General features: G+C 32.6%; 30 protein-coding genes and 1 pseudogene. 21 read left to right on the top strand and 10 right to left on the bottom strand.

Annotation, left to right across the window (positions count from 1 at the left end; genetic code table 11):
• Positions 1–108 precede the first annotated feature (108 nt).
• Positions 109–1908: a Ulp1 family isopeptidase gene (locus tag AAHM86_RS04905; RefSeq protein ID WP_342267479.1), complete on the top strand. Its 1800-nt coding sequence runs from the start codon at positions 109–111 to the stop codon at positions 1906–1908.
• A 232-nt stretch (positions 1909–2140) separates the two neighbouring features.
• Here AAHM86_RS04905 and dusB read toward each other — a convergent pair whose 3' ends face one another.
• Positions 2141–3112, bottom strand: coding sequence for a tRNA dihydrouridine synthase DusB (gene dusB, locus AAHM86_RS04900; RefSeq protein WP_342267478.1), 972 nt, complete (start codon positions 3110–3112; stop codon positions 2141–2143).
• A 164-nt stretch (positions 3113–3276) separates the two neighbouring features.
• On the opposite strand from dusB, the gene ybeY reads away from it, so the two are divergent.
• The 7 genes from ybeY (at position 3277) to AAHM86_RS04865 (ending at position 10100) form a co-directional block, all read left to right on the top strand.
• Positions 3277–3774, top strand: a complete 498-nt coding sequence (ybeY, locus tag AAHM86_RS04895; protein ID WP_342267477.1) for an rRNA maturation RNase YbeY — start codon at positions 3277–3279, stop codon at positions 3772–3774.
• Between the two features lie 57 nt (positions 3775–3831).
• Positions 3832–4713, top strand: coding sequence for a hemolysin family protein (locus tag AAHM86_RS04890; protein WP_342267476.1), 882 nt, complete (start codon positions 3832–3834; stop codon positions 4711–4713).
• Positions 4710–6344: an ABC-F family ATP-binding cassette domain-containing protein gene (locus tag AAHM86_RS04885; protein ID WP_342267475.1), complete on the top strand. Its 1635-nt coding sequence runs from the start codon at positions 4710–4712 to the stop codon at positions 6342–6344. Before AAHM86_RS04890 ends, AAHM86_RS04885 begins: the two co-directional genes overlap by 4 nt.
• Before the next feature lie 39 nt (positions 6345–6383).
• Complete coding sequence (gene rsfS, locus AAHM86_RS04880) at positions 6384–6713, top strand: ribosome silencing factor (RefSeq protein WP_341751565.1); 330 nt, start codon at positions 6384–6386, stop codon at positions 6711–6713.
• Positions 6714–6796: 83 nt separating this feature from the next.
• Entirely contained in the window at positions 6797–8524 is a 1728-nt protein-coding gene (locus AAHM86_RS04875) for a cation:proton antiporter (RefSeq protein WP_341748266.1), read from the top strand.
• 8 nt (positions 8525–8532) lie between these two features.
• Positions 8533–9021: an SH3 domain-containing protein gene (locus AAHM86_RS04870; RefSeq protein WP_342267474.1), complete on the top strand. Its 489-nt coding sequence runs from the start codon at positions 8533–8535 to the stop codon at positions 9019–9021.
• A gap of 596 nt (positions 9022–9617) precedes the next feature.
• Positions 9618–10100, top strand: coding sequence for a hypothetical protein (locus AAHM86_RS04865; protein ID WP_342267473.1), 483 nt, complete (start codon positions 9618–9620; stop codon positions 10098–10100).
• Positions 10101–10153: 53 nt separating this feature from the next.
• Here the strand turns inward: AAHM86_RS04865 and AAHM86_RS04860 are convergent, their stop codons facing one another.
• From AAHM86_RS04860 to infA, 3 genes are all read right to left on the bottom strand, one after another.
• Positions 10154–10405, bottom strand: a complete 252-nt coding sequence (locus AAHM86_RS04860) for a type II toxin-antitoxin system Phd/YefM family antitoxin (RefSeq protein ID WP_341760858.1) — start codon at positions 10403–10405, stop codon at positions 10154–10156.
• A gap of 185 nt (positions 10406–10590) precedes the next feature.
• Positions 10591–11223 (bottom strand): nucleoside triphosphate pyrophosphatase, encoded by a 633-nt coding sequence (locus AAHM86_RS04855; RefSeq protein ID WP_342267472.1) that lies wholly within the window; start codon positions 11221–11223, stop codon positions 10591–10593.
• A gap of 15 nt (positions 11224–11238) precedes the next feature.
• On the bottom strand, positions 11239–11454 hold the full coding sequence (infA, locus tag AAHM86_RS04850; RefSeq protein ID WP_341748261.1) for a translation initiation factor IF-1: 216 nt from the start codon (positions 11452–11454) through the stop codon (positions 11239–11241).
• 285 nt (positions 11455–11739) lie between these two features.
• On the opposite strand from infA, the gene gatB reads away from it, so the two are divergent.
• Together gatB and tsaD are read left to right on the top strand one after the other, a co-directional pair.
• A complete protein-coding gene (gatB, locus tag AAHM86_RS04845; protein ID WP_342267471.1) occupies positions 11740–13197 on the top strand; it encodes an Asp-tRNA(Asn)/Glu-tRNA(Gln) amidotransferase subunit GatB in 1458 nt (485 codons plus the stop codon).
• 135 nt (positions 13198–13332) lie between these two features.
• Positions 13333–14367 (top strand): tRNA (adenosine(37)-N6)-threonylcarbamoyltransferase complex transferase subunit TsaD, encoded by a 1035-nt coding sequence (gene tsaD, locus AAHM86_RS04840; RefSeq protein ID WP_342268386.1) that lies wholly within the window; start codon positions 13333–13335, stop codon positions 14365–14367.
• Positions 14368–14409: 42 nt separating this feature from the next.
• Here tsaD and AAHM86_RS04835 read toward each other — a convergent pair whose 3' ends face one another.
• The 3 genes from AAHM86_RS04835 to AAHM86_RS04825 are packed head-to-tail and all read right to left on the bottom strand — an operon-like array spanning position 14410 to position 16194.
• Positions 14410–14778: an MFS transporter gene (locus AAHM86_RS04835; protein ID WP_342267470.1), complete on the bottom strand. Its 369-nt coding sequence runs from the start codon at positions 14776–14778 to the stop codon at positions 14410–14412.
• Between the two features lie 53 nt (positions 14779–14831).
• Positions 14832–15275 carry a nucleoside deaminase gene (locus AAHM86_RS04830; RefSeq protein ID WP_341748425.1) on the bottom strand — a complete coding sequence of 148 codons (444 nt, stop codon included), beginning with the start codon at positions 15273–15275 and terminating at the stop codon, positions 14832–14834.
• A 10-nt stretch (positions 15276–15285) separates the two neighbouring features.
• On the bottom strand, positions 15286–16194 hold the full coding sequence (locus AAHM86_RS04825; protein WP_342267469.1) for a cation diffusion facilitator family transporter: 909 nt from the start codon (positions 16192–16194) through the stop codon (positions 15286–15288).
• 114 nt (positions 16195–16308) lie between these two features.
• On the opposite strand from AAHM86_RS04825, the gene AAHM86_RS04820 reads away from it, so the two are divergent.
• The 3 genes from AAHM86_RS04820 to AAHM86_RS04810 all read left to right on the top strand — a co-directional run bounded on the left by AAHM86_RS04820 (position 16309) and on the right by AAHM86_RS04810 (position 18433).
• Positions 16309–16779, top strand: a complete 471-nt coding sequence (locus tag AAHM86_RS04820) for an RT0821/Lpp0805 family surface protein (RefSeq protein WP_342267468.1) — start codon at positions 16309–16311, stop codon at positions 16777–16779.
• A gap of 152 nt (positions 16780–16931) precedes the next feature.
• On the top strand, positions 16932–17627 hold the full coding sequence (locus AAHM86_RS04815) for a phosphatidylserine decarboxylase (RefSeq protein ID WP_341748140.1): 696 nt from the start codon (positions 16932–16934) through the stop codon (positions 17625–17627).
• 41 nt (positions 17628–17668) lie between these two features.
• Positions 17669–18433: a phosphatidylcholine/phosphatidylserine synthase gene (locus AAHM86_RS04810; protein ID WP_342267467.1), complete on the top strand. Its 765-nt coding sequence runs from the start codon at positions 17669–17671 to the stop codon at positions 18431–18433.
• 121 nt (positions 18434–18554) lie between these two features.
• Here AAHM86_RS04810 and AAHM86_RS04805 read toward each other — a convergent pair whose 3' ends face one another.
• Entirely contained in the window at positions 18555–18887 is a 333-nt protein-coding gene (locus tag AAHM86_RS04805; protein WP_341761872.1) for a HesB/IscA family protein, read from the bottom strand.
• 215 nt (positions 18888–19102) lie between these two features.
• Between AAHM86_RS04805 and AAHM86_RS04800 the strand changes: the two genes are divergently transcribed.
• From AAHM86_RS04800 to dut, 5 genes are all read left to right on the top strand, one after another.
• Positions 19103–20254, top strand: coding sequence for a deoxyguanosinetriphosphate triphosphohydrolase (locus tag AAHM86_RS04800; protein WP_342267466.1), 1152 nt, complete (start codon positions 19103–19105; stop codon positions 20252–20254).
• 3 nt (positions 20255–20257) lie between these two features.
• The gene (gene argS / locus AAHM86_RS04795; RefSeq protein ID WP_342267465.1) at positions 20258–21991 is read left to right on the top strand and encodes an arginine--tRNA ligase; all 1734 of its coding nucleotides are present in this window, start codon (positions 20258–20260) and stop codon (positions 21989–21991) included.
• 24 nt (positions 21992–22015) lie between these two features.
• A complete protein-coding gene (locus AAHM86_RS04790; protein WP_342267464.1) occupies positions 22016–22825 on the top strand; it encodes an SPOR domain-containing protein in 810 nt (269 codons plus the stop codon).
• A 91-nt stretch (positions 22826–22916) separates the two neighbouring features.
• Positions 22917–23345: a hypothetical protein gene (locus AAHM86_RS04785; protein WP_342267463.1), complete on the top strand. Its 429-nt coding sequence runs from the start codon at positions 22917–22919 to the stop codon at positions 23343–23345.
• A gap of 55 nt (positions 23346–23400) precedes the next feature.
• Positions 23401–23856, top strand: a complete 456-nt coding sequence (gene dut, locus AAHM86_RS04780) for a dUTP diphosphatase (RefSeq protein ID WP_342267462.1) — start codon at positions 23401–23403, stop codon at positions 23854–23856.
• 15 nt (positions 23857–23871) lie between these two features.
• Here dut and AAHM86_RS04775 read toward each other — a convergent pair whose 3' ends face one another.
• Complete coding sequence (locus AAHM86_RS04775; RefSeq protein ID WP_342267461.1) at positions 23872–24576, bottom strand: winged helix-turn-helix domain-containing protein; 705 nt, start codon at positions 24574–24576, stop codon at positions 23872–23874.
• 473 nt (positions 24577–25049) lie between these two features.
• Here AAHM86_RS04775 and rpsF point away from each other — a divergent pair, with 473 nt between their 5' ends.
• The 3 genes from rpsF to rplI are packed head-to-tail and all read left to right on the top strand — an operon-like array spanning position 25050 to position 26298.
• Positions 25050–25418: a 30S ribosomal protein S6 gene (rpsF, locus tag AAHM86_RS04770; RefSeq protein ID WP_341751584.1), complete on the top strand. Its 369-nt coding sequence runs from the start codon at positions 25050–25052 to the stop codon at positions 25416–25418.
• Between the two features lie 27 nt (positions 25419–25445).
• Complete coding sequence (gene rpsR / locus AAHM86_RS04765; protein ID WP_341748426.1) at positions 25446–25730, top strand: 30S ribosomal protein S18; 285 nt, start codon at positions 25446–25448, stop codon at positions 25728–25730.
• 13 nt (positions 25731–25743) lie between these two features.
• Complete coding sequence (gene rplI, locus AAHM86_RS04760) at positions 25744–26298, top strand: 50S ribosomal protein L9 (RefSeq protein ID WP_342267460.1); 555 nt, start codon at positions 25744–25746, stop codon at positions 26296–26298.
• A gap of 61 nt (positions 26299–26359) precedes the next feature.
• Here the strand turns inward: rplI and AAHM86_RS04755 are convergent.
• Positions 26360–26551, bottom strand: a pseudogene (locus AAHM86_RS04755) (IS6 family transposase); the annotation flags it as partial.
• Positions 26552–26619 lie beyond the last annotated feature (68 nt).

The following is a 26619-nucleotide window of genomic DNA, read 5'->3' as shown; positions in this document are numbered from 1 at the left end:
GAGGCTGTAAAATGCATCAATACTGGTTTAGAGATTAATTGATTTGTATAGATTTGTTTTTTCGTTTAAGATGATAGTCAATTAGATATTGATGACTTTGGAGTATATATGGCAAAAACAGGTAAAAAAGAAAATAAGGTAAGGTTATTTAATATTAATGGTCATGTAGGTCAAGAAACTCAGCACAATATTATAGTGGCTAATTCTTACTTAAACATACCAACTAGGGAGCTTAAATATAACATTCAAAATGGCAAACTAAATAAAGATAATATAATAATTGAAATATTGCACGAAGTTAAACAAGGAGAAACGCCTATACTTAATATTCAATATAATTCAAACATGGAAAAACCTATAGTTGATATAAATGATTTAGCAGCATTAAAAAAATCAGGTATTCAAACTTGTTTTACCTTTAGTAATTATAATGCATATAATCAAACTTTGCCATATTATAACTACTGGCCACCTCTTCTTACACAAGCCAATCACGTGTTTTTTACAAATGATAACGACCGAGATAATGCGATAACTCATAGGCATGTAGAACAAAAAAGAACTTCTTACATTCCATATATCCCAGTTACAAATTTAGTAAAGTCTGAAATTCTAAAAAGACCTCCTAACATATTAGTGTCAGGGAAATTGCCTAATAAAGAAAGATTGACTGAAGTTATACTTGCTACAAAAGAACTAGGTAGAAATACTAGAGTTATAGTAGCCAGCAATCCTGCATCTGTAGATGATGTGGCTAATATTATTACGACCAAATTTGGCATCAACGACCAAAATCAACAATTAGGTATTAAGCTAGAAGTTGAAGAAATCTTAAAAGATAAAATTGGTGGTGCTAAAAAACTAGAGCATTACGTGTCACAATTATCTGAACAATTCAAGAAAGATCTTAATATAACGGAAATAAACCCTGTTGATATATATTTTGACCTATCTGATCCATTAAAGCTTCAGAATATTGCCAAACAAGCTAAATATGCTGTAATCCAAGGAGGCTCGGTTGAAAATTTGACTAATGGTTGTATCCCATTAGCTCAAGGTCATGGGAAAAGGGCTGACATTGTTGCTGAAGTTAAGCAAAGGGAAACTGTTCTTGGAATCAATAGCTTAACTATTAAGGATATGCAAGAAAATTTAAATGAGTATAAACAAGAAAATGCTAAAAGAATTACCAGTACTCTTCAGCAAATGGCAGATGAAAGGGAAGTATCAACTAGACAAAATAAGGTAGAACATTCATTGCCTGAAGGTAGCAAATTAACTGCACTAGATTATTTATATGACGAAGATGATATTGGCAATGTATTAAAAGCATCTGTAAATCAAATAAAAGTTTCTATTATTACTCATGCTTCTATAGGAGAAGAAAATTTATTAAAGGACACTCTTTATCAAGCTGTGTATAGTGATTTAATAGCAAATAACAAGGAAGCGATTATTATACCCCTTAATACTGGACACGAACATTGGGTTAGTTTAGCAATCACTAAAGACAAGGAGGGGGCTATAGTGTTTACCTATAATGATCCTAAGGGAACAGATATAGATACAAGAGTGGATTTAGTAGGTATGGTTAAAGAAGTTTGTCCTGATGCTAAAATAGTAGATTTAAACACTAAGCAACAACAAAATGATAAAGATTGTGGAGCTTTCGTTGTGGATAATTTAATTAAAATGGCAAAAGGCGAAGCAATTCTTAGTACTGAAGAATCTAAAAACATAGGGACAACATTACGCCAAGCTCATGCAAAAACAATAGACCTTGAGAAAGCCAAGCAAAAAGCTAATACCATTAGAGAATCAATAAATACCTATCCATCTCGTCCTACTACATCTCCTCCTGCTATTAGGAACAATAGCCGTCCTAGAGCAGTTGGTTCTATCAGGTAGTATTAAAGTTTTGGGGTCATTCGCGTGGGTCACGATGCATAGTACCCTACATTTTTTATATAACCACTATTAAAATGTCTGCTGATCGTCTATTAGCGAGGAGTCGCTGAAAGCAGCAATCCAGGATACGCGAAGCGTTACTCTAAAAAAACAGCTTCGCTATTTACCTAGATCGCCACGGCATCTAAAGATGAGTCGCGATGACGATTATAGAAAAATGTAGGGTACTATATTAAAAGAATTTTCCATAAAATTCCATGATCTTTTCTTTAACCTGAATTGGATCAGTCATCATATTAACCCCTCCTCTAAATTCAGCTGAGTTTGCTAAACCACTACTATACCAACCTATATGTTTTCTAGCTAGCTGAACAGCTGTATCATTTCCATAATACTCTAACATAGCATCATAATGACTCAGTATTATTTCTAGCTGCTCTGCTATTGAAGGTGGTGGGAGTTCTTCTCCGGTTTTAAGATAATGGGCTATTTGAGAAATAAACCATGGTCTACCATATACTCCCCGACCAACCATTATGCCATCAGCACCTGATTTTTGTAAGCATTCCTTAGCTTTAGATAAGGAGGTAATATCTCCATTAGCGATAACTGGAATCTTTACCGCATCCTTAACTTGCCTTATAAACTCCCAATCTGCTTGACCAGAATAAAACTGACATCTTGTTCTACCATGGATGGTAATCATTTGTATACCAGCATCATAGGCTATTTTTGCCAAATTTGGTGCATTCTTAGTTTGATCATCCCAGCCAGTACGCATTTTTAAAGTTACTGGGATTTTTACCGCTTTGACCGTAGTCTCTAAAATTTTTGCCGCTAATTTCTCATTTCGCATTAAAGCTGAACCAGAATACCCATCTACTACTTTTTTAGCTGGGCAACCAAAGTTTAAATCAATAATCTTGGTTCCCATATCCTCAATTGTTTTAGCTGATTCTGCTATTATATCAGGTTCACATCCAGCAATCTGTACACATGAACCAGTAGCGTCGTCTTGAATGATTGCACATCTTTGCAAAGATTGCCTTGTTTCAATAATCATTGCCCTACTTGCTACCATTTCAGAGACTACCAAACCTGCACCAAATTTTCGTACTAATTTTCTAAATGGTAGATCAGTGACCCCAGACATTGGAGCTAATATCACCGAATGAGGTAGTTGAATATTGCCTATTTTTATCATAAATATATTTTCATTACTTTAAGTAGCTTTTAATTATAGAATAATTATTATAAATTATAATAAGATACCACAAACTAATGCTATCACTAAGAAAAATTTTTAGTATTATCTGCAGGATATTGTTATATAATATTATTGAGCATTTTCAGCTAAGAAACTATATCATGAAAATCAATGTAGAGATTATTCGAGCTTGTCAAGATTGGAAAAATCAAAAATTTATCAATAAACTATTAGTGAAGAAGGTTGTTGGTGCTATACTGAGTAAATATAAAAATTTCAAGGGAGTTGCAGAGTTTGAGTTAGCAATATTACTGACTAATAATAATGAAATGTTAAATTTGAATAGCCAATTTCGTGGCAAAGCAAAAGCTACAAATGTACTATCATTTCCTGATATAGAATTAGACTTTCGGCATTTACTTGAATTTACTCCTAATGTACATTATATGTATTTGGGGGACATAGCTTTTGGCTATGAAATAATTCAAAGCGAAGCTATAAGTCAAAATAAAGACTTTGGGGATCATTTTATTCATCTTTTGGTACATAGTATTTTACATTTACTTGGCTTCGATCACCAAGATGACGAGGAAGCAGATATTATGGAAAATTTAGAAATAGAAATATTAAAGGGTTTTGCTATTGCTTCCCCATATTAGCTTCTATTCACTTCTTCGAAAAAAGAAAACCTTACATCTATTAATTCTAAAAGGGCTATGCTGAAAAATCCTTCAAAAATTGTTACTCTTAAATCTTTTTTCTCTCGGCTGTTTTTTAAAGAGAAGCTAGAGGATAATTTTTATGATGCAATTAAAAAGCTAAAATCTAACAGTAAAAAAATGACGTTAGAAGAAAAAAAGATTTTTATGAATCTTCTGAAATTTGGTCATAAAACTGTAGAAGATGTAATGATCCCTAGATCTGATATTAAGGCAGTAAAATTAACTGCCAATATAGATGAGTTAAGCCAAATGCTTAATAGCAAAATACCTAATACTAGAACATTAGTTTATGATGAAACTTTGGATAATATAGTGGGCTTTATTCATATAAAAGATTTATTCAAGATACTTGTTACTAAGCAACTTATTACAAATCAAGAGTTGCAGCTAAAAAAAATAATTCGTAAACCTATCATTTCTGCTCCTTCAATGAAATTGATAGATTTACTAGCAAAAATGCGAAGAGATTGTGTACAGATCTCGATAGTTGTGGATGAATATGGTGGAACTGACGGTATTGTAACCATGGAAGATATTATGGAGGAGATAGTTGGCAGAATAGATGATGAGCATGATAAGAAATCAGATAATGATAGTTTCAGAATTATCAATAATAATACTATTTTATCAAATGCTCGAGTGAAAGTTGAGTATCTTGAATCAGCTCTAGGTGTGAAACTAAAACTCCAGAATGATGAATTCGATACAATTGGTGGTCTAGTCTTAGCAAAAGTAGGTAATGTGCCTTTGGTTGGTACTAAAATTGATATTGAGCAGCAGGTTGAACTTGAAGTAATTGATGCAAGCCCAAGATCACTTAAACAAGTTAAGCTGCAGTTAAAAAATGGTACAATATTACCTGATAATACCTTATGATTATTACAACTAATTTGGCCATGAGCTATGGTGCAAAAATATTATTTACTGATGTGAGCTTGCATATTAAGAAAGGTAATAGGTATGGGCTTGTTGGAGCAAATGGTGCTGGTAAATCTACGTTCTTTAAGATTTTGCTTCAAGAGGAAAAGGCTAGTATCGGAGAATTTACCTGTGTCAAAAATGCACGTATAGGATGTTTAAAGCAGGATCAATTTCTTTATGAAAATACTTCAATTATTAATACCGTTATTGCCGGTAGAAGTGAATTATGGCAAGCACTGCAAGAAAAAGAAAAATTATTAGCAATTGATCAATGTGATGAGGAAATCGGTTATCGATTAGGTGAGTTGGAACAAATTATAGCTGACAATGATGGATATATATCAGAAATTTTTGCAGTTGAGTTACTGCTTGGTTTAGGAATACAAGAAAAATATCATCAGCAGCCTTTATCCGTTCTATCCGGCGGCTATAAACTTAGGGTGTTACTGGCACAAAGTTTATTCAATAATCCTGATATATTGTTACTTGATGAGCCAACAAACCATCTTGATATAGTCTCAATTTATTGGTTAGAAAATTATCTAAAACAGAAATTCAAAGGTGCTTTGGTATTTATTTCACACGATCTTGTTTTTCTTAATAATATTTCTACACATATTCTTGATATAGATTATGGTACTATCAAGATTTATACTGGTAATTATGATATTTTTGTTCGTGATAAACAGTTGGTTACCGAACAAAAGCTTAAAGAATTCTCTCATTTAGAGAAAAAAATTGCTGTTATGCAGAGTTTTGTTGACCGGTTTAGAGCGTTGGCCACTAGAGCTAGACAGGCTGCATCCCGAGAAAAACAAATAGAAAAAATGGAATTACCTGACATCCAAAAAAGTTCGCGTGTTAGTCCATATTTTAATTTTAAGCAAAAAAGACCATCTGGAAAATTAGCGTTAAAAGTTCAGGGTATTTCTAAAAGCTACGAGGATAAAAAAATATTAAATAATGTGAATTTTATTGTCTCGCGTGGAGAAAAAATTGTTATTATTGGTCCAAATGGTATTGGTAAATCCACTTTGCTTAAGATTCTTATTAATAAAATTTTTGCTGATTTAGGAAATTATGAATGGGGTTATGAAACGCAAGTTTCTTATTTTGCTCAGGATCATCATGAATTACTAAATGAAAGTATGAGTGTTATTGATTGGTTATCCAACCAAATACCTACTGAAAGTGATAACGTGCTACGTAGTGTATTAGGTCAATTATTATTCAGTAAAGATGAAGTAAGCAAGAATATTCTAAATTTAAGTGGGGGGGAAGGAGCACGTTTATTACTAGCAAAAATTATATTGGAAGAAAGTAATATATTGGTATTAGATGAGCCAACTAATCACTTAGATATTGAATCTAAGGATATGTTAAAAAAAGCTCTAATTAACTACCAAGGAACTCTAATATTAGTAACTCATGATCGAGATTTTGCTAGCAACATAGCCACAAGGGTTATTGCTCTATCCCACCGAACTATCACTGATTTTAAAGGTAAATATCAGGAATATTTGCATAAGTATGGTAATGATTATTTGGATAGTATTTGGGTGTTGGCAAATAAGAGAGTGAAATAGTATAGTAAACTCAGGTTACTTTAGCAATTGGAGATAATTATGATAGAAAATACTGAACTATTGAAAGAGTTTATGGTTAAATGTTTAGAAGAAAAAAAAGCAGAAGATATAGTAGTAATAGATATAAGACAAAAAACTACATTAGCTGAATATATTATTTTTGCAAGCGGGCGTTCAACTAAAAATGTTGGAGCAATTGCTGAATATTTAGCTTTAGAGTTAAAACATCAAGTTAATATCGATACTAATATTGAAGGACTTGGAACATCTGAATGGGTATTAATAGATGCTGGAAATGTATTAGTTAATATTTTCTATCCAGAAACTAGAGAGTATTTTAAGTTGGAAGAGATGTGGAGCAAAAAATAAATTAAAAATATTAGATTTTTTACTGAAAACTACTTAGTGTATTTAAAAAATAATGTATTAATACTTCTAGGGAAAAGGTGTAAATGGAAGAGCATATTCTTATCAATATTATAATTTTAATAGGAACAGCTGTATTTGTTGTAGCAATACTTAAACGCCTTAATCTAAGCCCAGTTTTGGGTTATTTAATTGCAGGAGCGGTAATTGGAGACCATGGATTCAAGATTGTAACATATGATCAAACAAAATTACTAGGAGAATTAGGAGTAGTTTTTTTACTTTTTGCTATAGGTTTAGAATTATCTTTTGAAAGATTAAAGGTAATGAGGCGGTATGTATTTGGTCTTGGCTCACTACAAGTGTTAACTACAGCTATAGTGATTGCTGCCGCTGTTGTACTAATCAGCGGTAATAGTAGTGCTGCAATTATTATTGGAGGTGGTCTTGCTTTATCCTCAACTGCCCTTGTTATGCAAGTTATTGAGGAAAGCCGTAGCCAATCAACTCAACTAGGTCGTATATCCCTAGCTATCTTGTTGTTACAAGATCTAGCAGTTGTGCCATTGCTAGTTATGGTACCACTATTTGCTAGCAATAGTAAAGATTCGTTAGCGATAGCTCTAGGAACAGCTTTGCTTAAGGCTATCATAGCACTACTTGCAATATTTGTTGCAGGTAGAGTATTACTAAGACCTTTATTTGGGTTAATTTCATCGGACAATGGCGATATAAACGAACTACCAATTTCCATGACTCTATTGGTAGTTCTCTCTGCAGCTTGGGCCACGGAATATTTTGGTTTATCACTTGCTTTAGGAGCTTTTGTTGCAGGTGTTTTGGTTGCAGAGACAGAATTTCGGTTGCAAGCTGAAGAAAGTATATACCCTTTCAAAAGCTTATTGCTAGGGCTATTTTTTATGAGCGTTGGAATGAATATTGACGCTCAAGAAATATACGCTCAAATATCAACTATACTAACTTGTTCTATTGCCTTGATTGTAGTAAAAACACTAATTATTGCCGCCTCTTGCATTTTATTTGGTTTTAATAAAGGAGTAGCCTTGCATGCAGGTTTATTATTATCACAAGGTGGAGAATTTGCTTTTATCTTATTCGGTCTTGGTAAAGAAACTCAGGTTATTAGAGAGAGTACGGCTAATGTTCTGTTATTAGTGGTGACATGTACTATGGCACTAACTCCATTACTGGCAATTTTAGGAAGAAAACTTGCTGAAAGACTTGATAAACAACTTGGCAAGACTCCAATACAAATTATAGAACTTGGAGCAAGAGATTTAACAAACCATATAATAATTGCCGGTTTTGGTAGTGTTGGTAGAATGGTAGCATTAGTATTGGAAGCTGAAGGAATCAATTATATAGCACTAGATGTTAATGACGAGATTGTAAAAGCAGAAACAGCTAATGGCTTTCCAGTTTTTAAAGGAGATGTATCACAGATTGATACGCTAAAAGCTGTGGGAGCAGAAAGGATTTTAACTCTAGTACTTACAATGAATAATAGTGTTACTATCAAAAAATCTCTTCGAACAATTTCAAGTCATTTTCCAGATCTTGAAGTTATTGTAAGATTAAAGAATCTAGAGAAGGCTAGAGAATTTTATGATGCTGGAGCAACAACAATCATACCAGAGAATTATGAGACGGGGTTACAGCTTGGTGGAACAATTTTAAAATTTATTGGTCTTAGTGAATATGAAATAAATCGTATCAAAGGGCAATTTAGATCAGGTAATTATGTAATAGCTAAACGAGATGATGCTTTGCGTGAATTAGAAGAGAATGATTAAGAATAACCATGGCAATTAAGTTACTAAAGCAACAGTCATATCTTTTTATAATCTTGATCATTACACCTTTACTAACGACAGCTGATAATCAGAAATTGCCGATACCTAGATTTGCCTCAATAAAGGCTAATGAGGTAAATGCTAGAGTTGGTCCTTCGATAAAAACACCTATAGAATGGGTATTTGTTAAAAAAGGTGAACCAGTAGAAATTATTGCAGAATATGAACAATGGAGGCAAATTCGTGATATAAAAGGAGAAGGAGGCTGGGTACATTCAAGTGTATTGTCCGGTAAAAGATCGGTGATTGTGGTAAGTTCCAAATTAGTAGCTCTGACTCAAGTAGCTAATGATCAACATAAAATTGTTGCAAGAGTAAGTAATTATGTCCGTTGCCTACTTAATAAATGCAAACAAGATTATTGTCAGGTATGCTGCAAGAATTATACTGGATGGCTACCTAAAACAGTATTGTGGGGAGTATATAAGGATGAATAATATATACCATAGTACATTTTTCTATAATCGTCATAGCAAGGGTCTTTAGATGCCGTGGCGATCTAGGTAAACAGCGAATCTGTTTTTTTAGAGTAATGCTTCGCGTATCTTGGATTGCCACGTCGCCGCCTGCAGCGGCTTCTCGCAATGATGGTTAAGGAAAAACTTGATTATCGAGTTTAAATATCGTTGCCACTTGACAGTTTCACCTGCAGTAAATGATGTTGGTTCAGAAATCACCGTAAGATATAATTAAAAAAACTTATTGTTGATTTTAGCTAAGTAATAATTTAAAATTAAAAATGAAGTAACTGTAAAGTTATTTTGGGGTGTCGAAACCTCCATTTAAGAGCGGTAAGCATCAACCGATAAAATGATGCTCTTCGATTTGCCATGGTCGGGGAGATGCTAGCTATGGTTCAAGGCTTGGGGGGTGTGTGTAAACTTCAAGCCTAAAGGCTATCGTAACTGTCTCTTAAAGGTTTTTCGAACTCCCCGATCGCCAAGATATATATAACCTATAAAATTTTCTTTTATCATTTTATCTTTGGCGATCAAAACTCTTAATTATTAAAACATTAGAGAAGGGGTCGCATATGAACAACCAACAAGCCATTATCTTATTATATTCATCACATGCCCGTTTTGAACTAATAAGGCAATCTTTGATCAATTTTTGTAAGGAAAATAATTTTACAATAATAAAAATTATCGACGCACCAAATAAATACGATGACAGTATACTTCGCGAATTAATTTATACAGTAAGCAAACAAAATAATTATAATAGCCCTATCAATCTAATCATCGATGACAGTATATTTGGTAATATTTGTTATTTCGTAACTTGGGTGGTAATTACTACTTTATTAGAAGCTAAGCTTATTAATAGGCTTTATATTCAAGAAAATATATTGCATACTGCCAATACTGAAAAAGATAAATTTGATAATTTTTTAGCAACTGACATAATAACTGAGCATTATTTATTAAAATTCTGTTTCTCATATTTTAACATTATAATGCATGCTGCTAAAATAACAGATGATGAAGAATTACATAAAGGCGGCAATGCATAATATATAGAGGCTTTTAAGTGTTTTTGAGACTTTGTACTTGTGTACATGAAAGTTTATAAATCATTTAGATCAACTGCTATAGCTTCTTTCTTTTCTTTTAGTCTTTCTTCAGCAAGTTTAAGTAAATCTCTATCATCTAATATTTCAACCATTTGTTCGTATAGTTCAGCTGGAACTAAATAAGCCGTTGGTTTATTATGATTCAATAAAGCAATAGGCTCACCACTAGACTTAGCAAGCAATGCTGTAGGACTTTTCTTAAATTCTGATATACTGGCAGTAAGATTAGTATAAATATGATTCATTGTTATACCATGATTAATATTTAATTATATACCTATTATTAGTACTTAATTTAGGTTTTAACAATATTTTAATTTCCCAACTTGTGACAAAGCTAGTTGTTTTTCTGATTGGCTTGATAAAGTTTAAACTCAGCTTTTCCTCAGAGTTTCTTCAAATCATTTGAGTATATTATATCGAATTCAGGTTATTTAAGAGGTATATTTTTAAAGCCTAAAGAAGTAAGCATATGCATGGTTTCCAGTAGTGGTAATCCCATAATATTTGAGTAAGATCCATATATGCTAGGAACAAAGGCTTCGGCATATCCATGAATTCCACAGCCGCCTGCTTTATTGATTCCTTCATCTAGGCTACAGTAAAATTCTATCTCTTGCTGGCTCAATCTTTTAAACTTGACTATGGTTTTCACTAATTTTTGTCGCAGCAGCACTTGTTCGAGAGTCTTTTTTATTATACAAATACCTGTATAAACCCTATGACGCCTTCCAGATAAAATATTAAGGCAATATCTAACATCTTCACTTGTTAAAGCCTTGGGTAGTATTTTTCTACCGTGAACCACAACAGTATCAGCTGCTATAATTATGGCTTCACCACTTATTTTTTTGGCAACAACCTCGGCTTTTTCCTGTGCTAATCTTGTTACCAATTGGTTTGGTAACTCTCGCAAGTACTCTGTTTCATTTATATTAGCAGGAATAATTTGTGTAGGAAATACCTTGATTCTTTTTAGTAATTCAAGTCTTGCAGGTGATTGTGAGGCTAGAACTATAGGTATATTCTGTTGTTTTAAAAAAGTGGATTCTATATTTGACATAAAATATGAAAGACTCTAATGACGGTGAATAACACGACCTTTTGTTAGATCATAAGGCGTCATTTCCACTGTAATTTTATCTCCGACAAGTATTCTAATACGATTCTTACGCATCCTACCAGAAGTATGGGCGATAATAAAATGACCATTTTCCAACTTCACTCTAAAAGTTGCGTTAGGCAAAAGCTCAAGGACAACACCTTCAAAGTTAATTAGCTCTTCTTTGCTCATTACAACTTAACTAAATTATAATTTTTAATTTCTAAAATGGCTTGCCGTAGTGGACAATTTCAGAACCACGCTTGACATAAAATTATAGTTATTCAAACGCTTATACACCAATATTGAAAGAATCTACATTAATATAAAAAATTTGCAAGTAATATAAGGATCACCTCACGAAAAAAGATGTAAAAAATAAAGATTTATAAAAAACTACAATTTTTATCGAAAATATGATAAAGATTTAATCTTAAAAATTTTTCACATTTTAATAGTAAACTAAAGAGATTTTAAATGGCTTATATTGTTGGTAATACAGGTAAATGGGAATATGTTATAGGCGTAGAGGTACATGCCCAAATTTCTTCAAAATCCAAGCTTTTCTCTGCTAGTTCCGCCGAATTTGCTGCTCCTCCTAATTCACAAGTATCTTTAATTGATGCAGCAATGCCTGGAATGTTACCAGTATTAAATGAATATTGTGTCCATCAAGCAATTAAGACCGGTCTCGGACTTAAGGCAAAAATCAATCTTAATTCAAGATTTGATCGTAAAAATTACTTTTACCCCGACTTACCGCAAGGATATCAAATCTCGCAATTCTATCATCCAATTGTCCAAGATGGTTATTTAGACATAGTAACTCAGCAGGGAATAACCAAGAAAATTAGAATTAATCGTTTGCATTTAGAACAGGATGCGGGCAAATCTATCCATGATCAATCTCCGTATTATAGTTTCATTGATTTAAACCGGGCTGGTGTAGGATTAATGGAAATTGTTACTGAACCAGACCTTAGCTCACCGGAGGAAACAGCTGAATTTGTTCGTAAACTCAGGGCTTTGTTAAGATATATAGGAAGTTGTGATGGTGATATGGAAAAAGGATCATTACGTTGCGATGCTAATATTTCAGTTAGGCTTCCTGGGAATCCACTCGGAACAAGGTGTGAGATCAAAAACATAAATTCGATTCGTAATATTATGCGGGCAATAGAGTTTGAAGCAAATAGGCAAGTGAATTTAATCGAAAATGGTCAGACAATAATACAGGAGACTAGATTATTTGATGCTGATATTGGTGAAACTAGGACAATGCGTTTAAAAGAAGAATTTCATGACTATAGATATTTTCCTGATCCAGATCTATTACCAATAGTTTTATCTGAGGAGCTGATAGAGCAATTAGCTCGGGAGCTACCGGAACTTCCGGATGCAAAAATTAAAAGATATATTGCAGAATATAGTTTAAACACATATGACGCTGAGGTTCTTGCTGCTGATGAACAGGTAGCATATTATTTCGAAGCAGCAGTGACCTTATGCAATCCTAAGATACTTGCTAATTGGATTATTAGTGAGTTGTTTGGTCAACTTAATAAAAATGCCATTAGCTTAAATGAGTGTAAGATTACCCCAAAAATGCTTGCCCAAATGGTGAAGTTAATAGAAGATGGGGTGATTTCAGGGAAAATTGCCAAAGTAGTTTTTGAAACTATGTTTGAAACTGGCGAGCAACCGGAAAAAATTATTAAAGAAAAGGGCTTAGTGCAAATGTCAGATAGTGGTATACTATCTGCTATAATTGACGAAATATTGTCGAAAAATCCTGATTCTGTTGCTGCTTATAAAAGCGGTAAGGATAAGTTATTTGGCTTTTTTGTAGGACAAGTAATGAAAAAAACTGAAGGCAAGGCCAATCCTAACTTAGTGAATGATTTATTAAAAGACTTTCTGCATAAGTCAAAATAGTTGGTGATTTTGTCGTCGAAACTCGCCTTCGCTCCTCACGTACGTTTATGTACGCTGCGGTACTCGGCTTCGTTTCTTCTAAAAATCTCTCAACTATTTTGACTTATGCTAGGTAAGTCTAAAGGAGAGATTACAATAATTAAAATATTGGGTATTGAATCAAGTTGTGATGATACTGGCGTGGCAATAGTCACCTCAGATAAAGAAATTTTGTCAAATGTTGTTATTTCCCAACATCAAGAACACAAGCTTTTTCAAGGGGTAGTACCGGAAATTGCCGCTAGATCACATTTGCAGAATTTAGAAAAAGCAGTTAGATATGTTTTAGATGAAAGCCATCTTGAGTTATCTGATATAGATGGAATCGCAGCCACTTCCGGTCCTGGCTTGATAGGAGGAGTAATAGTTGGCTCAATGTTTGCTAGGTCCATTGCTAGTGTCTTAAAGAAGCCTTTTATTGCAGTTAACCACTTAGAAGGACATTTACTTACTGCTAGATTAACCAATAAGGCTGAATATCCTTACTTACTTCTATTAGTTTCCGGCGGACATTGTCAATTTGTTGCCGCTTCCTCCCTTGGCAAATATAAAATTTTAGGACAAACTATAGATGATTCGGTTGGAGAGTGTTTTGATAAAGTAGCTAAAATGTTGGGTTTGCCTTTCCCTGGAGGCGTAGAAATTGAGAGAAGAGCAAAATTTGGCGATCCGTCTAAATATATTTTACCAAAACCCATTATTCATCAAACTGGCTGTAATATGTCGTTTTCAGGTTTAAAGACTGCAGTACGCATATTAATATCCAAATTAGAACCTATAGGTGATCAAGAAATTAATGATATAGCAGCCAGCTTTCAATATGTGGTTGGAGAAATCTTGTCAGTAAAAATGCTTAATAGCTTTAGAATGTATGAAGAATTTATAGGTAAGTCGCTATTGCCACAAAAAACTTGCGTGCTTGCCGGCGGGGTTGCTGCTAATGATTATTTGAGGTCTATACTTAAGTATCAAGCTGCAACTCAAGGATATGCACTTTTACTACCCCCAGCACATTTATGCACTGATAATGCTGCTATGATCGCTTATGCTGGGCTAGAACGTCTACAAAACAATCTTACTGACCGACTCGATTTCTGTCCTAGAGCTAAATGGAGCTTAGAAGATTTATAAAAATGGGAAATCTATTAATTATTCTTCGCCATTTGCTGCTTATTAATAGCCATATAAAACACTAATATTATCTGCTAGATAACAAATGAAGCATGATAAAGCATAAATCAAAAATCCTGTAAGTACGCAAGGCTTACGCCCATAACAATCAGATAAATTACCCCATATTAAAACACCAATAGCAAAACCGAACAAATAAATATTAAGTGTGTATTCAGCTAAATTAGCACTAATTGCTAAATCCTTGGCTAAATCAGGAAGTGAGGGAGTATAAATAGTCTCGCTTAATACCGGTATGGTAACCATTAATATAATAATATATAGTGGTGCGACTATGATATTCTCAATTTTATCTAGTTTCATTAATAACTTCCATTGGTTGCAGATATTGTCCTTTATATACTCTAGCATACTCACCATTCATTTTCAAATCCAATTTTCCAAATCATTTAAGTATACCCTGTCTATTCCAGTGATCTGACTTTTTTAAAAAATTCCTTCATTAAATTCTCAGAAATTTTTGCTGAAAAACCACTATATATTTCAGGATGGTAAAAACAAGATTTACTGTTAAAGAAACGCCCACCATTCTCAACTCCTCCCTGTTTTGGGTCGTTTGCTGCATAAAATAATCTACCTATCCTAGCAAAAGATATTGCAGCAGCACACATTGTACATGGTTCTAAAGTAACATACATATCACAGTCTGATAGATTCTTACTAGATAGAATTTGACAAGATTGATTTATCGCGACAATTTCAGCATGGAGTAGCGGATTCTTTGTTTGTTCAACAATATTATGAGCCTTTGAAATAACTTTGTTACTTATTCTATTAACTATAATAGCACCTACCGGAATTTCATTTTCATTAAAAGCAAATTGTGCTTGTTTTAAAGCCTCCTCCATGAAGAAATTGTTAAATTTGGTTGATGTTTTCACGGTAATTCACTTTTTCCTCATAACCATATGGATCTAGGTGAATAATTATTTCTGCACCTGGAAACTCTAATAACAATGCAATATAAATTTTATCACTAATATAATGAGAACTATACAATGACATATCTCCATCCATTTCTATGTGACATTGTATAAACGGCTTACTTGCAGCATATCTAGTCTTCATTTCGTGTATACCTTTTACTTCTTTAAATCTAGTAATTATTGAGAGAATTTTTTTTCTATCTTCTTCAGGCATTTCTTCATCAATAAGATTTTTAAAAGCTTTTCTGAATAAAGCATAAGAGGCATATATTATATATATTGCAATACCAATGCCAAATAATGAATCTATGAACCAAAAACGAGTACTTAATTTTATAGAAACAATTATACCAATATTTGTTAGTAAATCTGTAAAATAATGTAATTTATCTACTTTGATTATTTCAGAACTAGTTTTTTTTATCACATAAGTTTGATAAGCCACCAAAATAACAGTTAGGATAATGCACAAATATAGTATATTAATGCCAGATTCTATATTGCTTGGAACTGATCCATCAACAAGAGACCTTAAAGAAGAAAAACCCATAAATAAACCCGAAACAACAAAGAATACTGCTTGTGAAAAAATTGCTAAATCTTGGATTTTTTCATGACCAAATCTATGGTGATAATCAGGTGGCTGCAGTGCAAAACGAATAGCAATCAAATTAAAAAGAGATGATGAAATATCAAGCATAGTATCAATTAAAGACGCTAGAATAGACTGAGAATCAGTTACCAGCCACGCATAAGATTTAATAAATAAAATGAATACAGCTATACTAAAAGACAAATAAGATGAGGACTTGATTAAAATTTGATGTTCTGAATTAGTCATATAAAATTTTCGATTTTATAGTATAAAATGTATTAGTGTTAGTATATATTAGTGTATAGTATATACTAACCCTAGGGTGTGTCAAATAACGTAACTCTTAAACATATGGTTTTTATGAATTTAACATGCAAAATTATAGCAATTATTTTAGCAGCAACAATGTTGCATGGCTGTACCGGTATGAATAAACAAGGTGGTGGAACATTAATTGGTGGTGTAGCTGGTGGACTTTTAGGATCGCAATTTGGTAAAGGCACAGGGCGACTTGCAGCAACTGGTATAGGTGTTTTAGCTGGAGCACTTATTGGTGGTCAAATTGGTAAAACTATGGATGAACATGACAGGAAATTGGCAGAGCTAAGTTCTCAGAAAGCATTAGAGGCTGCTCCTAGTGGTCAGAGTGTAGAGTGGCGTAACCCAGATAGTGGTAATTACGGGTATGTAACACCAAGCAAAGCTTTCAAAGACGATAGTGGTCAGTATTGCCGTGAGTATACTCAGGTAGCTGTTGTGGGTGGTAAGCAAGAAAAAGTTTATGGGAAAGCTTGTCGTAGACCAGACGGTCAATGGGAAATTGTGCGTTAAGTTTTATCAAAACTTATCATCGGTTGACCTTTATACCCCGTTTAGAATATAACATCAGGTTAGCACTAGCCTGATGTTTCTATTGTAAGCCCTACCAACTTTTAAATTACCCTTAAGTAAATGGGATAACGTAACAAAATTAGAGAATGAGAATGAAGCAATATAGTGATTTTTCGAAGATTATTCATCGTGAAGGCTACATATTTATCGTAAGCTTTGCAGTTGTGACTTTTTTACTTTCTACTGTTCATAATAGTTTTGGATATGTAGGATTAGTTATAACGATTTGGTGTATATATTTTTTTAGGAATCCGGATCGATTTACCCCTATTAGTGACGATCTAGTAGTCAGTCCAGCAGACGGAACAGTGCAAAAAATAACTGAGGCAGTTCCTCCTCTAGAACTTGGTCTTGGTAATCAGGAAATGATTAGAGTTAGTATTTTTTTGAATATTTTTAATGTTCATGTAAATCGTATTCCAGCTAATGGAAAGATTTTATCCCTACATTATAATCCAGGAAAATTTTTCAATGCCTCTCTTGATAAGGCAAGTATATATAACGAACGTCAGTCTGTTTTAATGGAAACAAATAGTGGTCATAAAATTGCTTTTGTTCAAATAGCAGGATTAATAGCAAGAAGAATATTATGTGATTTAGAAGAAGATACTGAGGTTAGAGTTGGTGATAGGTATGGTATCATCCGATTTGGTAGTAGAGCTGACGTCTATTTGCCACTTAAAACTGCACTTTGTGTTACTGAGGGTCAGACTTCAGTTGGTGGAGAAACTATTATTGCTGATTTTAGGATCAAGAAAACATCTGAACTTAAGTTTGAAAAAAGGTAATATTCTTACTACTTTAATATTAGTAAGTATATAGGTATAAATTGATTAAAATACGTAAAGTTAGAATAACAAAACCAATTCCATTTATAAAATTGCTTCCTAATTTTATCACTTTATTGGGTCTTGTGGTTGGTATTAGTGCCATTAAATTTGGGTTGGATGGTCTATGGGAAAGGGCTGTATATTGCACCTTAGTTGCTGCTATAATAGATGGAATTGATGGTAGGATAGCAAGGATGCTAAATGCTACTAGTCCGTTTGGTGCTGAACTGGATTCATTATGTGATTTTGCTAATTTTGGAATAGTTCCGGCTGGTCTTATATATTTATGGTCTTTTCAGCAATATGAATATAAAGTATTTTCATGGGGAACTATATTATTATTTATCGTATGCATGGCATTAAGGCTTGCAAGGTTTAATACTGCTATTCTTCATAAGGTACATAATAAGAAACTAGAATATTTTTTTACTGGCGTACCTGCACCTTGCGGTGCTTTACTTGCTCTAGTACCCATGATTATAGATTTTGAAGTGAGTGGTATTTTAGGTATTAATGTTCGTATCCATACCGTTATGATAGGTTTGTATATTGTGCTAATCGCTTTTTTACTTGCTAGTAGGTTGCCAACATTTTCAACAAAAAATATTAAGATAAAACATGAATATTTATCGTTAGCAATGATGGTATTTGCTGTTATCATCATAAGTCTTATTATATATCCATGGTATTTGTTGCCCTTTATTGCCTTTATATATATGCTGTCTATACCAGTTTACTATTTTATTAGTAGGAAATTCTATTAGATTTGTTGCATAATAACTAGGGACAAGTAAGTTAGTCAAGGAGAAGAACTTACTTTTTACAGTCTATGAGTATAACTTTTAATCATTTTGCCAACTCTTCAGGTTAATTAAGTATATACAGTTATACAGAGAATGAATTACCACACCCACACTTATTTTTTGCAAGGGGGTTTCTAATTTCAAAATAGGAACTACCTAATTCTTCGATAAAATCTATTATACAATCAACCATAAGCTGCTGAGATATTTCATCGATAACTACTTTAATATTATCTTTTTCTATAGTACAGTCATCTTTTGTTATATCATTGCTTGGAACGAGAGCGTATTTATAAACAAATCCAGAACAGCCTCCACCATCAACAACTACTCTAAGAACCAAACTTGGATTACTTTCTAATTTTATTAGCTCATCTACTCTTTTAAAAGCATTATCAGTAACTTTTATTGACATAATCTTATATTATAAAGACCATTAGAATAATCCTAAAAACCTAATTTTGCAAGAGTTTCATTTAAAAACCTTGAAAAACTTGCTAGGTAATTCTATACTGGCTTTGTTATAAGGAAAAATGCACTCTTGAAGCGGTTGACGCGAGTGCATTTTAACTTTTTTCATCATTCGATGTAACTTGTTACATCGAATTCAGATTAAATAGGAGTTAATATATGCTTGCTTCATATGCAGTATATCCAGCCAAGAGTAGGGGGAGATTGTTTAATGAATATCCTACATCTTATAGAAATGAATTTGAACGAGATCGGGATCGTATAATTCATTCAAAGGCTTTCAGACGTTTACAATATAAAACCCAGGTTTTTATTAATCATGAAGGGGATCATTATCGAAATCGCCTTACTCATTCGATTGAAGTTTCTACGGTTGCACGTTCTATTGCTAAAACCCTTAATTTATCAAGTGATTTAGCTGAAACTGTAGCTCTTGCTCATGATCTTGGGCATACTCCTTTTGGTCATGCAGGGGAGATCGCACTAAATAAATGTATGGAAGATTATGGTGGATTTTCCCATAATGCTCATTCATTAAAGATTCTTACTAAAGTAGAGAAAAGATATGCGGCTTATAATGGATTAAATTTGACATGGGAAGTGCTAGAAGGAATTGTTAAACATAATGGTCCTTTAATAAATAACATACCTAAATATATAATAGAGTATGATTTACAACATGATCTTGACTTAGCTCACTATTCCTCAGCTGAAGCTCAAATTGCTTCATTAGCTGATGATATTAGTTATATTTCTCATGATTTGGAAGATAGTGTTGGTGCTAAGATTATTGATTTTAATCATCTAGCAGAAATTAAATTTATTGATCAATATGCTTTTGAAATTAAGTCTAAGTTTAAGGATATAACAACTTCTCGTCTTATTTATGAAATCGTACGTAAATTGATGAGTGATTTAATTACCGATCTATTGCTACAAACAAATGATAACTTACAAAAACAGAAAATAACTACAACAGCTGATATACGACATCTTGATTATCAGATTGTTGATTTTACTGACGAGACAAAAGAACATATAACGGCAATTAGACAATTCTTGTATAATAAAGTATATAAACATAATAAACTGACTTCTATAACTTTAAAGTGTCAAAATATTATACAAGGGTTATTTAGGGTATATATGGATAATATTGATTTATTACCATTTAGTTGGAAGGTATTAATTGTACCAGGGGATGTAAAATCCAAAGCTGATATAGTAGCAGATTATATAGCTGGCATGACTGACCGCTTCGCTATTCAAGAATATCAAGATATTTATTCCTTCAATTTTAATAATATTTGATTTATGAATATATTTAATAAATTACGTGAAGATATCATTAGTGCAGCTAGACAAATATGCGATAATGAAGATGTGTTAAAATTGGCGGCTATAGAAATTCCTAAAGATAATCTCAATGGTGATCTTTCAAGTAATATAGCTATGATTATCGCTGCAAAACAAAATATTAAACCTAAGGAACTAGCTATTAGATTTAAAGAACTATTAACGCCTCTTCCATATATCGCGTCTATAGAAGTTGCTGGTCCAGGATTTATTAACTTTACTATCAAAGCTGATATGTGGCATAACTCTATCAATGATATATTGCTGGATAAGGAGGATTTTTTTAAGATTAATTTTGGTAATAATCAAAAGGTTAATATTGAATATGTATCTGCAAATCCAACTGGTCCTATGCATATTGGTCATGCTAGAGGTGCTGTTTATGGTGATGCTTTAGCCAAAGTTCTAGATAGTACTGGCTATATTGTTACCAAAGAATATTACCTTAATGATGCCGGCTCTCAAGTGGATGACTTAGCTAGTTCAGTTATTTTACGTTATAAACAAGCATTAACAAAAGAAGTTATCGTAATACCAGAAGGGCTTTATCCTGGAGAATATTTGGTAGATATTGGACAAAAGTTGGTGGAAAAATTTGGTGATAAATTATTAACAATGACCGATAGCCAACGTCATGAACTCGTTAAGGATTTTGCAGTAGAAGAAATGTTAGCTATAATTAAGCAGGATTTAAAGGAGCTAGATATTGAACACGAGGTATTCTTCTCGGAAAAGTCACTGCATGATAGTGGTAAGATTGATGAAGTTGTACAAATGCTTACTAAAATGGGACTAATATATGAGGGGCAGTTGTCCCCTCCTAAAGGTAAAATAGATGAATCTTGGGATTCAAGAACTCAGAAATTGTTTAAATCTACGGCTTTTGGTGATAATCAAGATAGACCAATAGAAAAATCTGACGGTAGTTGGTCATATTTTGCCTCTGATTTAGCTTATGCTAAGGATAAAATAGATCGTGGTTTTGATCATCTAGTTTACATTCTAGGTGCAGATCATTGTGGTTACGTAAAAAGAATTGAGGCAATAGTTAAAGCTCTTGGTGGAGAAAAAGTTAAAGTTGATGTTAAGATTTGCCAGTTAGTAAATTTTGTTGAAAACGGTATCGCTATAAAGATGTCAAAACGTAGTGGTAATTTTACTAGTGTGCGAGATGTAACAAATGAGGTAGGTAAAGATATAATAAGATTTATAATGCTAACCCGTAAAAATGATATTGCTCTTGACTTCGACCTAGTAAAAGTAAAAGAACAATCAAAAGATAATCCTGTATTTTACGTACAATATGCTCATGTTAGGACAATATCTATACTGGAAAAAGCTAAAGAATCCATGCCAAAAGCATATGGTAAATTCTTAGAGAATGAGTATGACTTGTCGTTGCTTTCCAGCGAAGAGGAAATAGAAATAATTAAACTTCTTGCTTCATGGTCAAAAGTTTTAGAGATTTCGGCAAAATATTTTGAACCCCACAGAGTAGCTTTTTATCTGATTAATTTAGCTTCAAAATTCCATGCTTTATGGAATTTTGGCAAGGAAAATAATGATTATCGGTTTCTAATTGAAGATAATATAGAGTTAACCACCGCTCGCCTTGCTTTAGCAAAATCTATTCAAAAGATTATAAAAGTTGGTTTTGATGTTATAGGGGTAACACCTATGAATAAAATGTAATAAAGTATTGTAATTTACAAGTTGATGACTAACCGCACTTTACTCTTATTAATTATTCTCTCAATAATTAGTGGTATTACATATTTAGTTTATACTAATTACAGCCGAAATAGTGGTCAAGTAGTAATAATTTACCCTGATCCATCACCTACAAAAATTAAACCACAAGATAGTGGTGGGATAGTAATACCAAATGCAAATAATATAATTTATGAGAGTTTACAACAAAAAAAGACCAACAAACCTGTAATATTACAACCTGAACCGGAAAAGCCATTAAATATTGCTAAACAAAAACTAGCAGAAAGTGATGAAGAACTTGACTCGATAGACACGATTTTATTTAGTATAGTAGAAACTGATCAAGCTAAGTATGAAAAACACAAACTAAGTAAAGATGAAGAAGGAACAGAAACAATTTTACCTAATATAGTAAGAAATGACTTGGTGCAAAAAGAGAATTTAATAGAGCAAAAATTTGTTCCAATAGTTCAACCATCTAATAATAAAGCTGGTTTAAATGTCATAAAAGTTACTGAATCACATCGCAAAATTGATGAAACACAGTTAAATAAGTCGAATCAAGGTGGTTATAAAATTCAACTAGCCTCGGTAAAATCTGAATTAGAAGCTAACCAAGAAGGAGAAAGAATCAAAAAAAAATATGCAAAAATTCTTAATAATACGGTAGTAAATATTAAGAAGATACAATCTAGTACAGGAAGTTTTTTCTATTTAGTATTAGTAGGTAACTACCAAAGTATAAGCCAAGCTAAAGCGATCTGTAAGAAACTATCTGACAATCAGCAAGGTTGTATAATTACTAACCGTTGATGTATTAAAGAAAATTGTAGAAATATAAGTAGTTCAGTGCTATAACTATAAGATAAGTTAGTGTTCTATTTATTAATTTTTAGGGTAATGAATGTTTAGTAAATATATAGTTAATATTTTTCTTTTTATTATAATGCTAATTTTATCTAGCTGCTCTGTCTACAAAGCTGCTTCTAATGAAGGTATTTCAGTATCAGATATAACTAAATGCCAAACGAAAGGTTGTTTTCTATATTATGGTATGGAAATTGTTAATCGTCATCAAGAAGAAAATGGAAAATATATGGAAACATATAGGGCTATGGCAAGAAAATCTGGTTTGAATTATTTAAGAGCTGCTGGGCATGGAGTACTTGATGTTATGACTCTTAGAGTATGGGAAGTGGCAGGTACTCCAGTTGAAGGGGCTATATCTAATAACCGAGGTTATATTACAGCTAGGGTTACTTATCCGTATAAAGAAGCAGATAAGTTTGAAAAGATCGAAATTTATGACGCCAATGGTAAGAAGGTTAAGTAAAGTTGGAGTCTAAGTAATCAAGCTGATCAATATCATACCAAAAAATATTATATTTATGAACATTAAAATTAAGAAATTAGAACATTCTGTAGATCTTTTGCCCAGTTATGCTACTGAGCATAGTGCTGGTATGGATCTAGTAGCAGCAAATATTGAACCAATCACTATAAAACCACAAGAAGTAAAGTTAGTACCCACGGGAATTTGTATAGCATTACCTAGTCATTTAGAAGCTCAAATCAGACCAAGATCAGGTTTGGCACTAAAACATGGTGTTACCGTGCTGAATTCACCTGGTACAATTGATGCTGATTATCGTGGTGAGATAAAGGTAATTTTAATTAATCATCATCCTAAAGAAGATTTTGTAATTGAGCGTGGCATGAAAATTGCTCAAATGGTTATTGCTAGATATGAGCAGATATTATGGGATGAGGTTAATTCGTTAGATGAAACCTCTAGAGGTTCTGGTGGATTTGGTTCGACTGGGAAATTCAGGTTAAATAGATAATTTTTTACTTTAATTCTAAGAATTTGGCAAATCAAGGCAATATCCTATAGCACGGATCGTTTTTATAAATACCTCAGATTCTTTATTTTTTAGAGATGTTCTTATTCTATTTATATGTACATCAATAGTACGTAGATCAATAGCTGTATCTCTGCCCCACACTTTGTCTACAATATCTTGACGGGAAAATATTACTTTAGGTGCTTTGATAAAAAGTTGTAAAATCTTAAATTCTGTTGGTCCTAAACGAATTATCCTGCCGTTATTAGTTACTTTATAGGTAGTAAGATCCATACTTAATTCCTTATATTTTATAACTTTATCTTGTAGAATTAAATTAGATCGTCGGAGTAATGATCTTATTGAAATCATTAGCTGATCTGAAGTGAATGGTTTAGTAAGAGAAACAACAAAGTTATTATCTTCCAAAGTATAATTAGACGGTGATTCTCCGGAATGTAGCAAAAAAATTATTGGTACTTTCTCTAAACCATTAATTTCTCTTAGTTTAGTTGCTATTTCTGTAGCAACTTTATCTTGTACCATCGAATCAACAATAATTATGTCAGGGTGATTTGCAATAGAGGAAGCTATAGCTTTTTCTATTGTGTTAGCCTTAACAAGATTAAACCATGCTCTCTCTATGACATTAGATAAAGAAACGTTAATACTTTTAGTTGATTCTATAATAAGAACTCTAGGCGGTAATTTATCAAACATTTTAAATACTAATTAAATGAAGACTTTAGGCATGACTAAATTCTTCTCTGTATACCCAAATGATTGAGGGATTGGAGCATAAAACAAGGTATAAGCATGCTAGACATACATGTAAGTAATGTGAAGTACGCAAATCCTCAAAGTTTTTGCTGAGTCAATTTTTTAAAGTAAAAAGAGTATAATTCAGTTATGCAAGAGTCTAATGTTACATATATTGTGAATTTATTGTAATGATATTAATTTGACTTTTTAAAGTGCAATATTATCGAATTAATTAATAAATTTCTACTAAATTTATTAATATAAGTCTACTAATTTAATTATTTATTTACAATCCGTGTAAAACGGTTATATTTTTGCAATCAAAAGGTATTAGTGATTTATTAATTATGCTCTATAATAAAGATAACACTTGAATTAAATGTTTTTTATTGTTATAAATGGCTTTATTTTGTAGCTGGAGATTCTTATATATGGCTTTTTACGAATCAGTTTTTATCATACGCCAAGATATTTCGTCTGCTGATGTAGATAAAATTACCGATGACTTTACTAAAATTGTTAAAGATAGTAACGGTGAAGTTATTAAAACTGAATATTGGGGTTTAAGAAGTTTAGCCTATAAGATTGGTAATAATAAAAAAGGACATTATGTTTTTATGGGGCTTAAAACTGATTTTTCGGTAATAAATGAACTGGAAAGGAAAATGAAGCTAAGTGAAAATATTATTAGGTTTGTTAATATCAATGTTGATTCAATAAGTGCTGAACCTTCGCCGATTCTAAGAAGTAAAGGTTCAGATCATGAAGAAACAGTTGATGTAACAATTAATAAAGACTAAATAGTAATAAAATTGGAAAAGATTAAAATGTTTGAGAATGATGCTGTTGACTCTCAGTCAATGACTAGAATGGTTGATAGAAGTAATAAAAGAGTGTTTTTTAGAAAACGTAAGGGATGTCCTCTTTCTATTCCAAATGCTCCAGTAATTGATTACAAGAACCCTGATTTGTTAATAAAATTTGTATCAGAAGGTGGTAGAATGTTGCCTAGTAGGATTACCAATGTATGTGCCAAAAAGCAAAGAAAACTGAAGAATGCTATAAAAATTGCTAGAATCCTAGCGTTGTTGCCTTTTGTATTTCAAATTTGAGCAGAGGAATAAGATGGAAGTTATTTTGATTAAACCTGTAAGAAAACTTGGAAAGATTGCAGAGATTCTTAAGGTAAAAAAGGGGTTTGCTCGTAATTATCTTATCCCCAAAAAATTAGCAATTAGGGCAACAGAACCTAATAAACAGTTCATAGAAGCCCAAAAACATGATCTTGAAATGAAAGAGCTAAAAATAAGATCTGAGGCAGAAGCTATTAATAATGTTATAAGTGGTAAGGAATTAATATTTATTAAGCAGTCTGCTGATGATGGTCGGTTGTTTGGTTCAGTGAATAATAAAGAAATTGCTGAAAGTTTGTCTAAGGCTTCTTTGCACTTAATATCACATTTAAGTATAATTCTTGAGAACCCGATAAAATCAACAGGTGTATTCGTGGTAGAGGTTAGGTTGCACGCTGAGCTTAGTACAAATATAACGGTAATTGTTGCAAGGTCAGAATCTGAAGCACAAGATTACTCAAGGAACAATAAGCAAGATACTATTGACCTCCTTGAAAGTTCTGATCAACAAGAAACCTCTACTCCTAACGATATGGAGCAGATATAAGGTTTTGTCGCATTTGTAAATCGTGTTCTAACGAAAATTGTAAAACCTTAGATTTTGGACATTATGATGCCATGAGCATAACAAAATTCTCAAAAGTAGAAAAATTATTATTAGCTCCAGTAATTTGTTTTTTTTGAATCATATGAATATTTTCTATAGCAGTAATAGCAGCAGAGCGAAAACTCTTAGAACCAAGCATTGGCTTAGTTCGTTTCTTGATAAAGCGGTGGTCTTGTTCAACTATATTAGATATCTTTGGTAAACTCTACTTCTGCTGGTAACTTATTCATGCTACCGGTACTCTCTGCTCCTCACGTACAT

The organism is Candidatus Tisiphia endosymbiont of Empis tessellata (assembly GCF_964031035.1).
Classification (GTDB): Bacteria; Pseudomonadota; Alphaproteobacteria; order Rickettsiales; family Rickettsiaceae; genus Tisiphia.
This window is presented reverse-complemented; position numbering and strand designations above follow the sequence as displayed.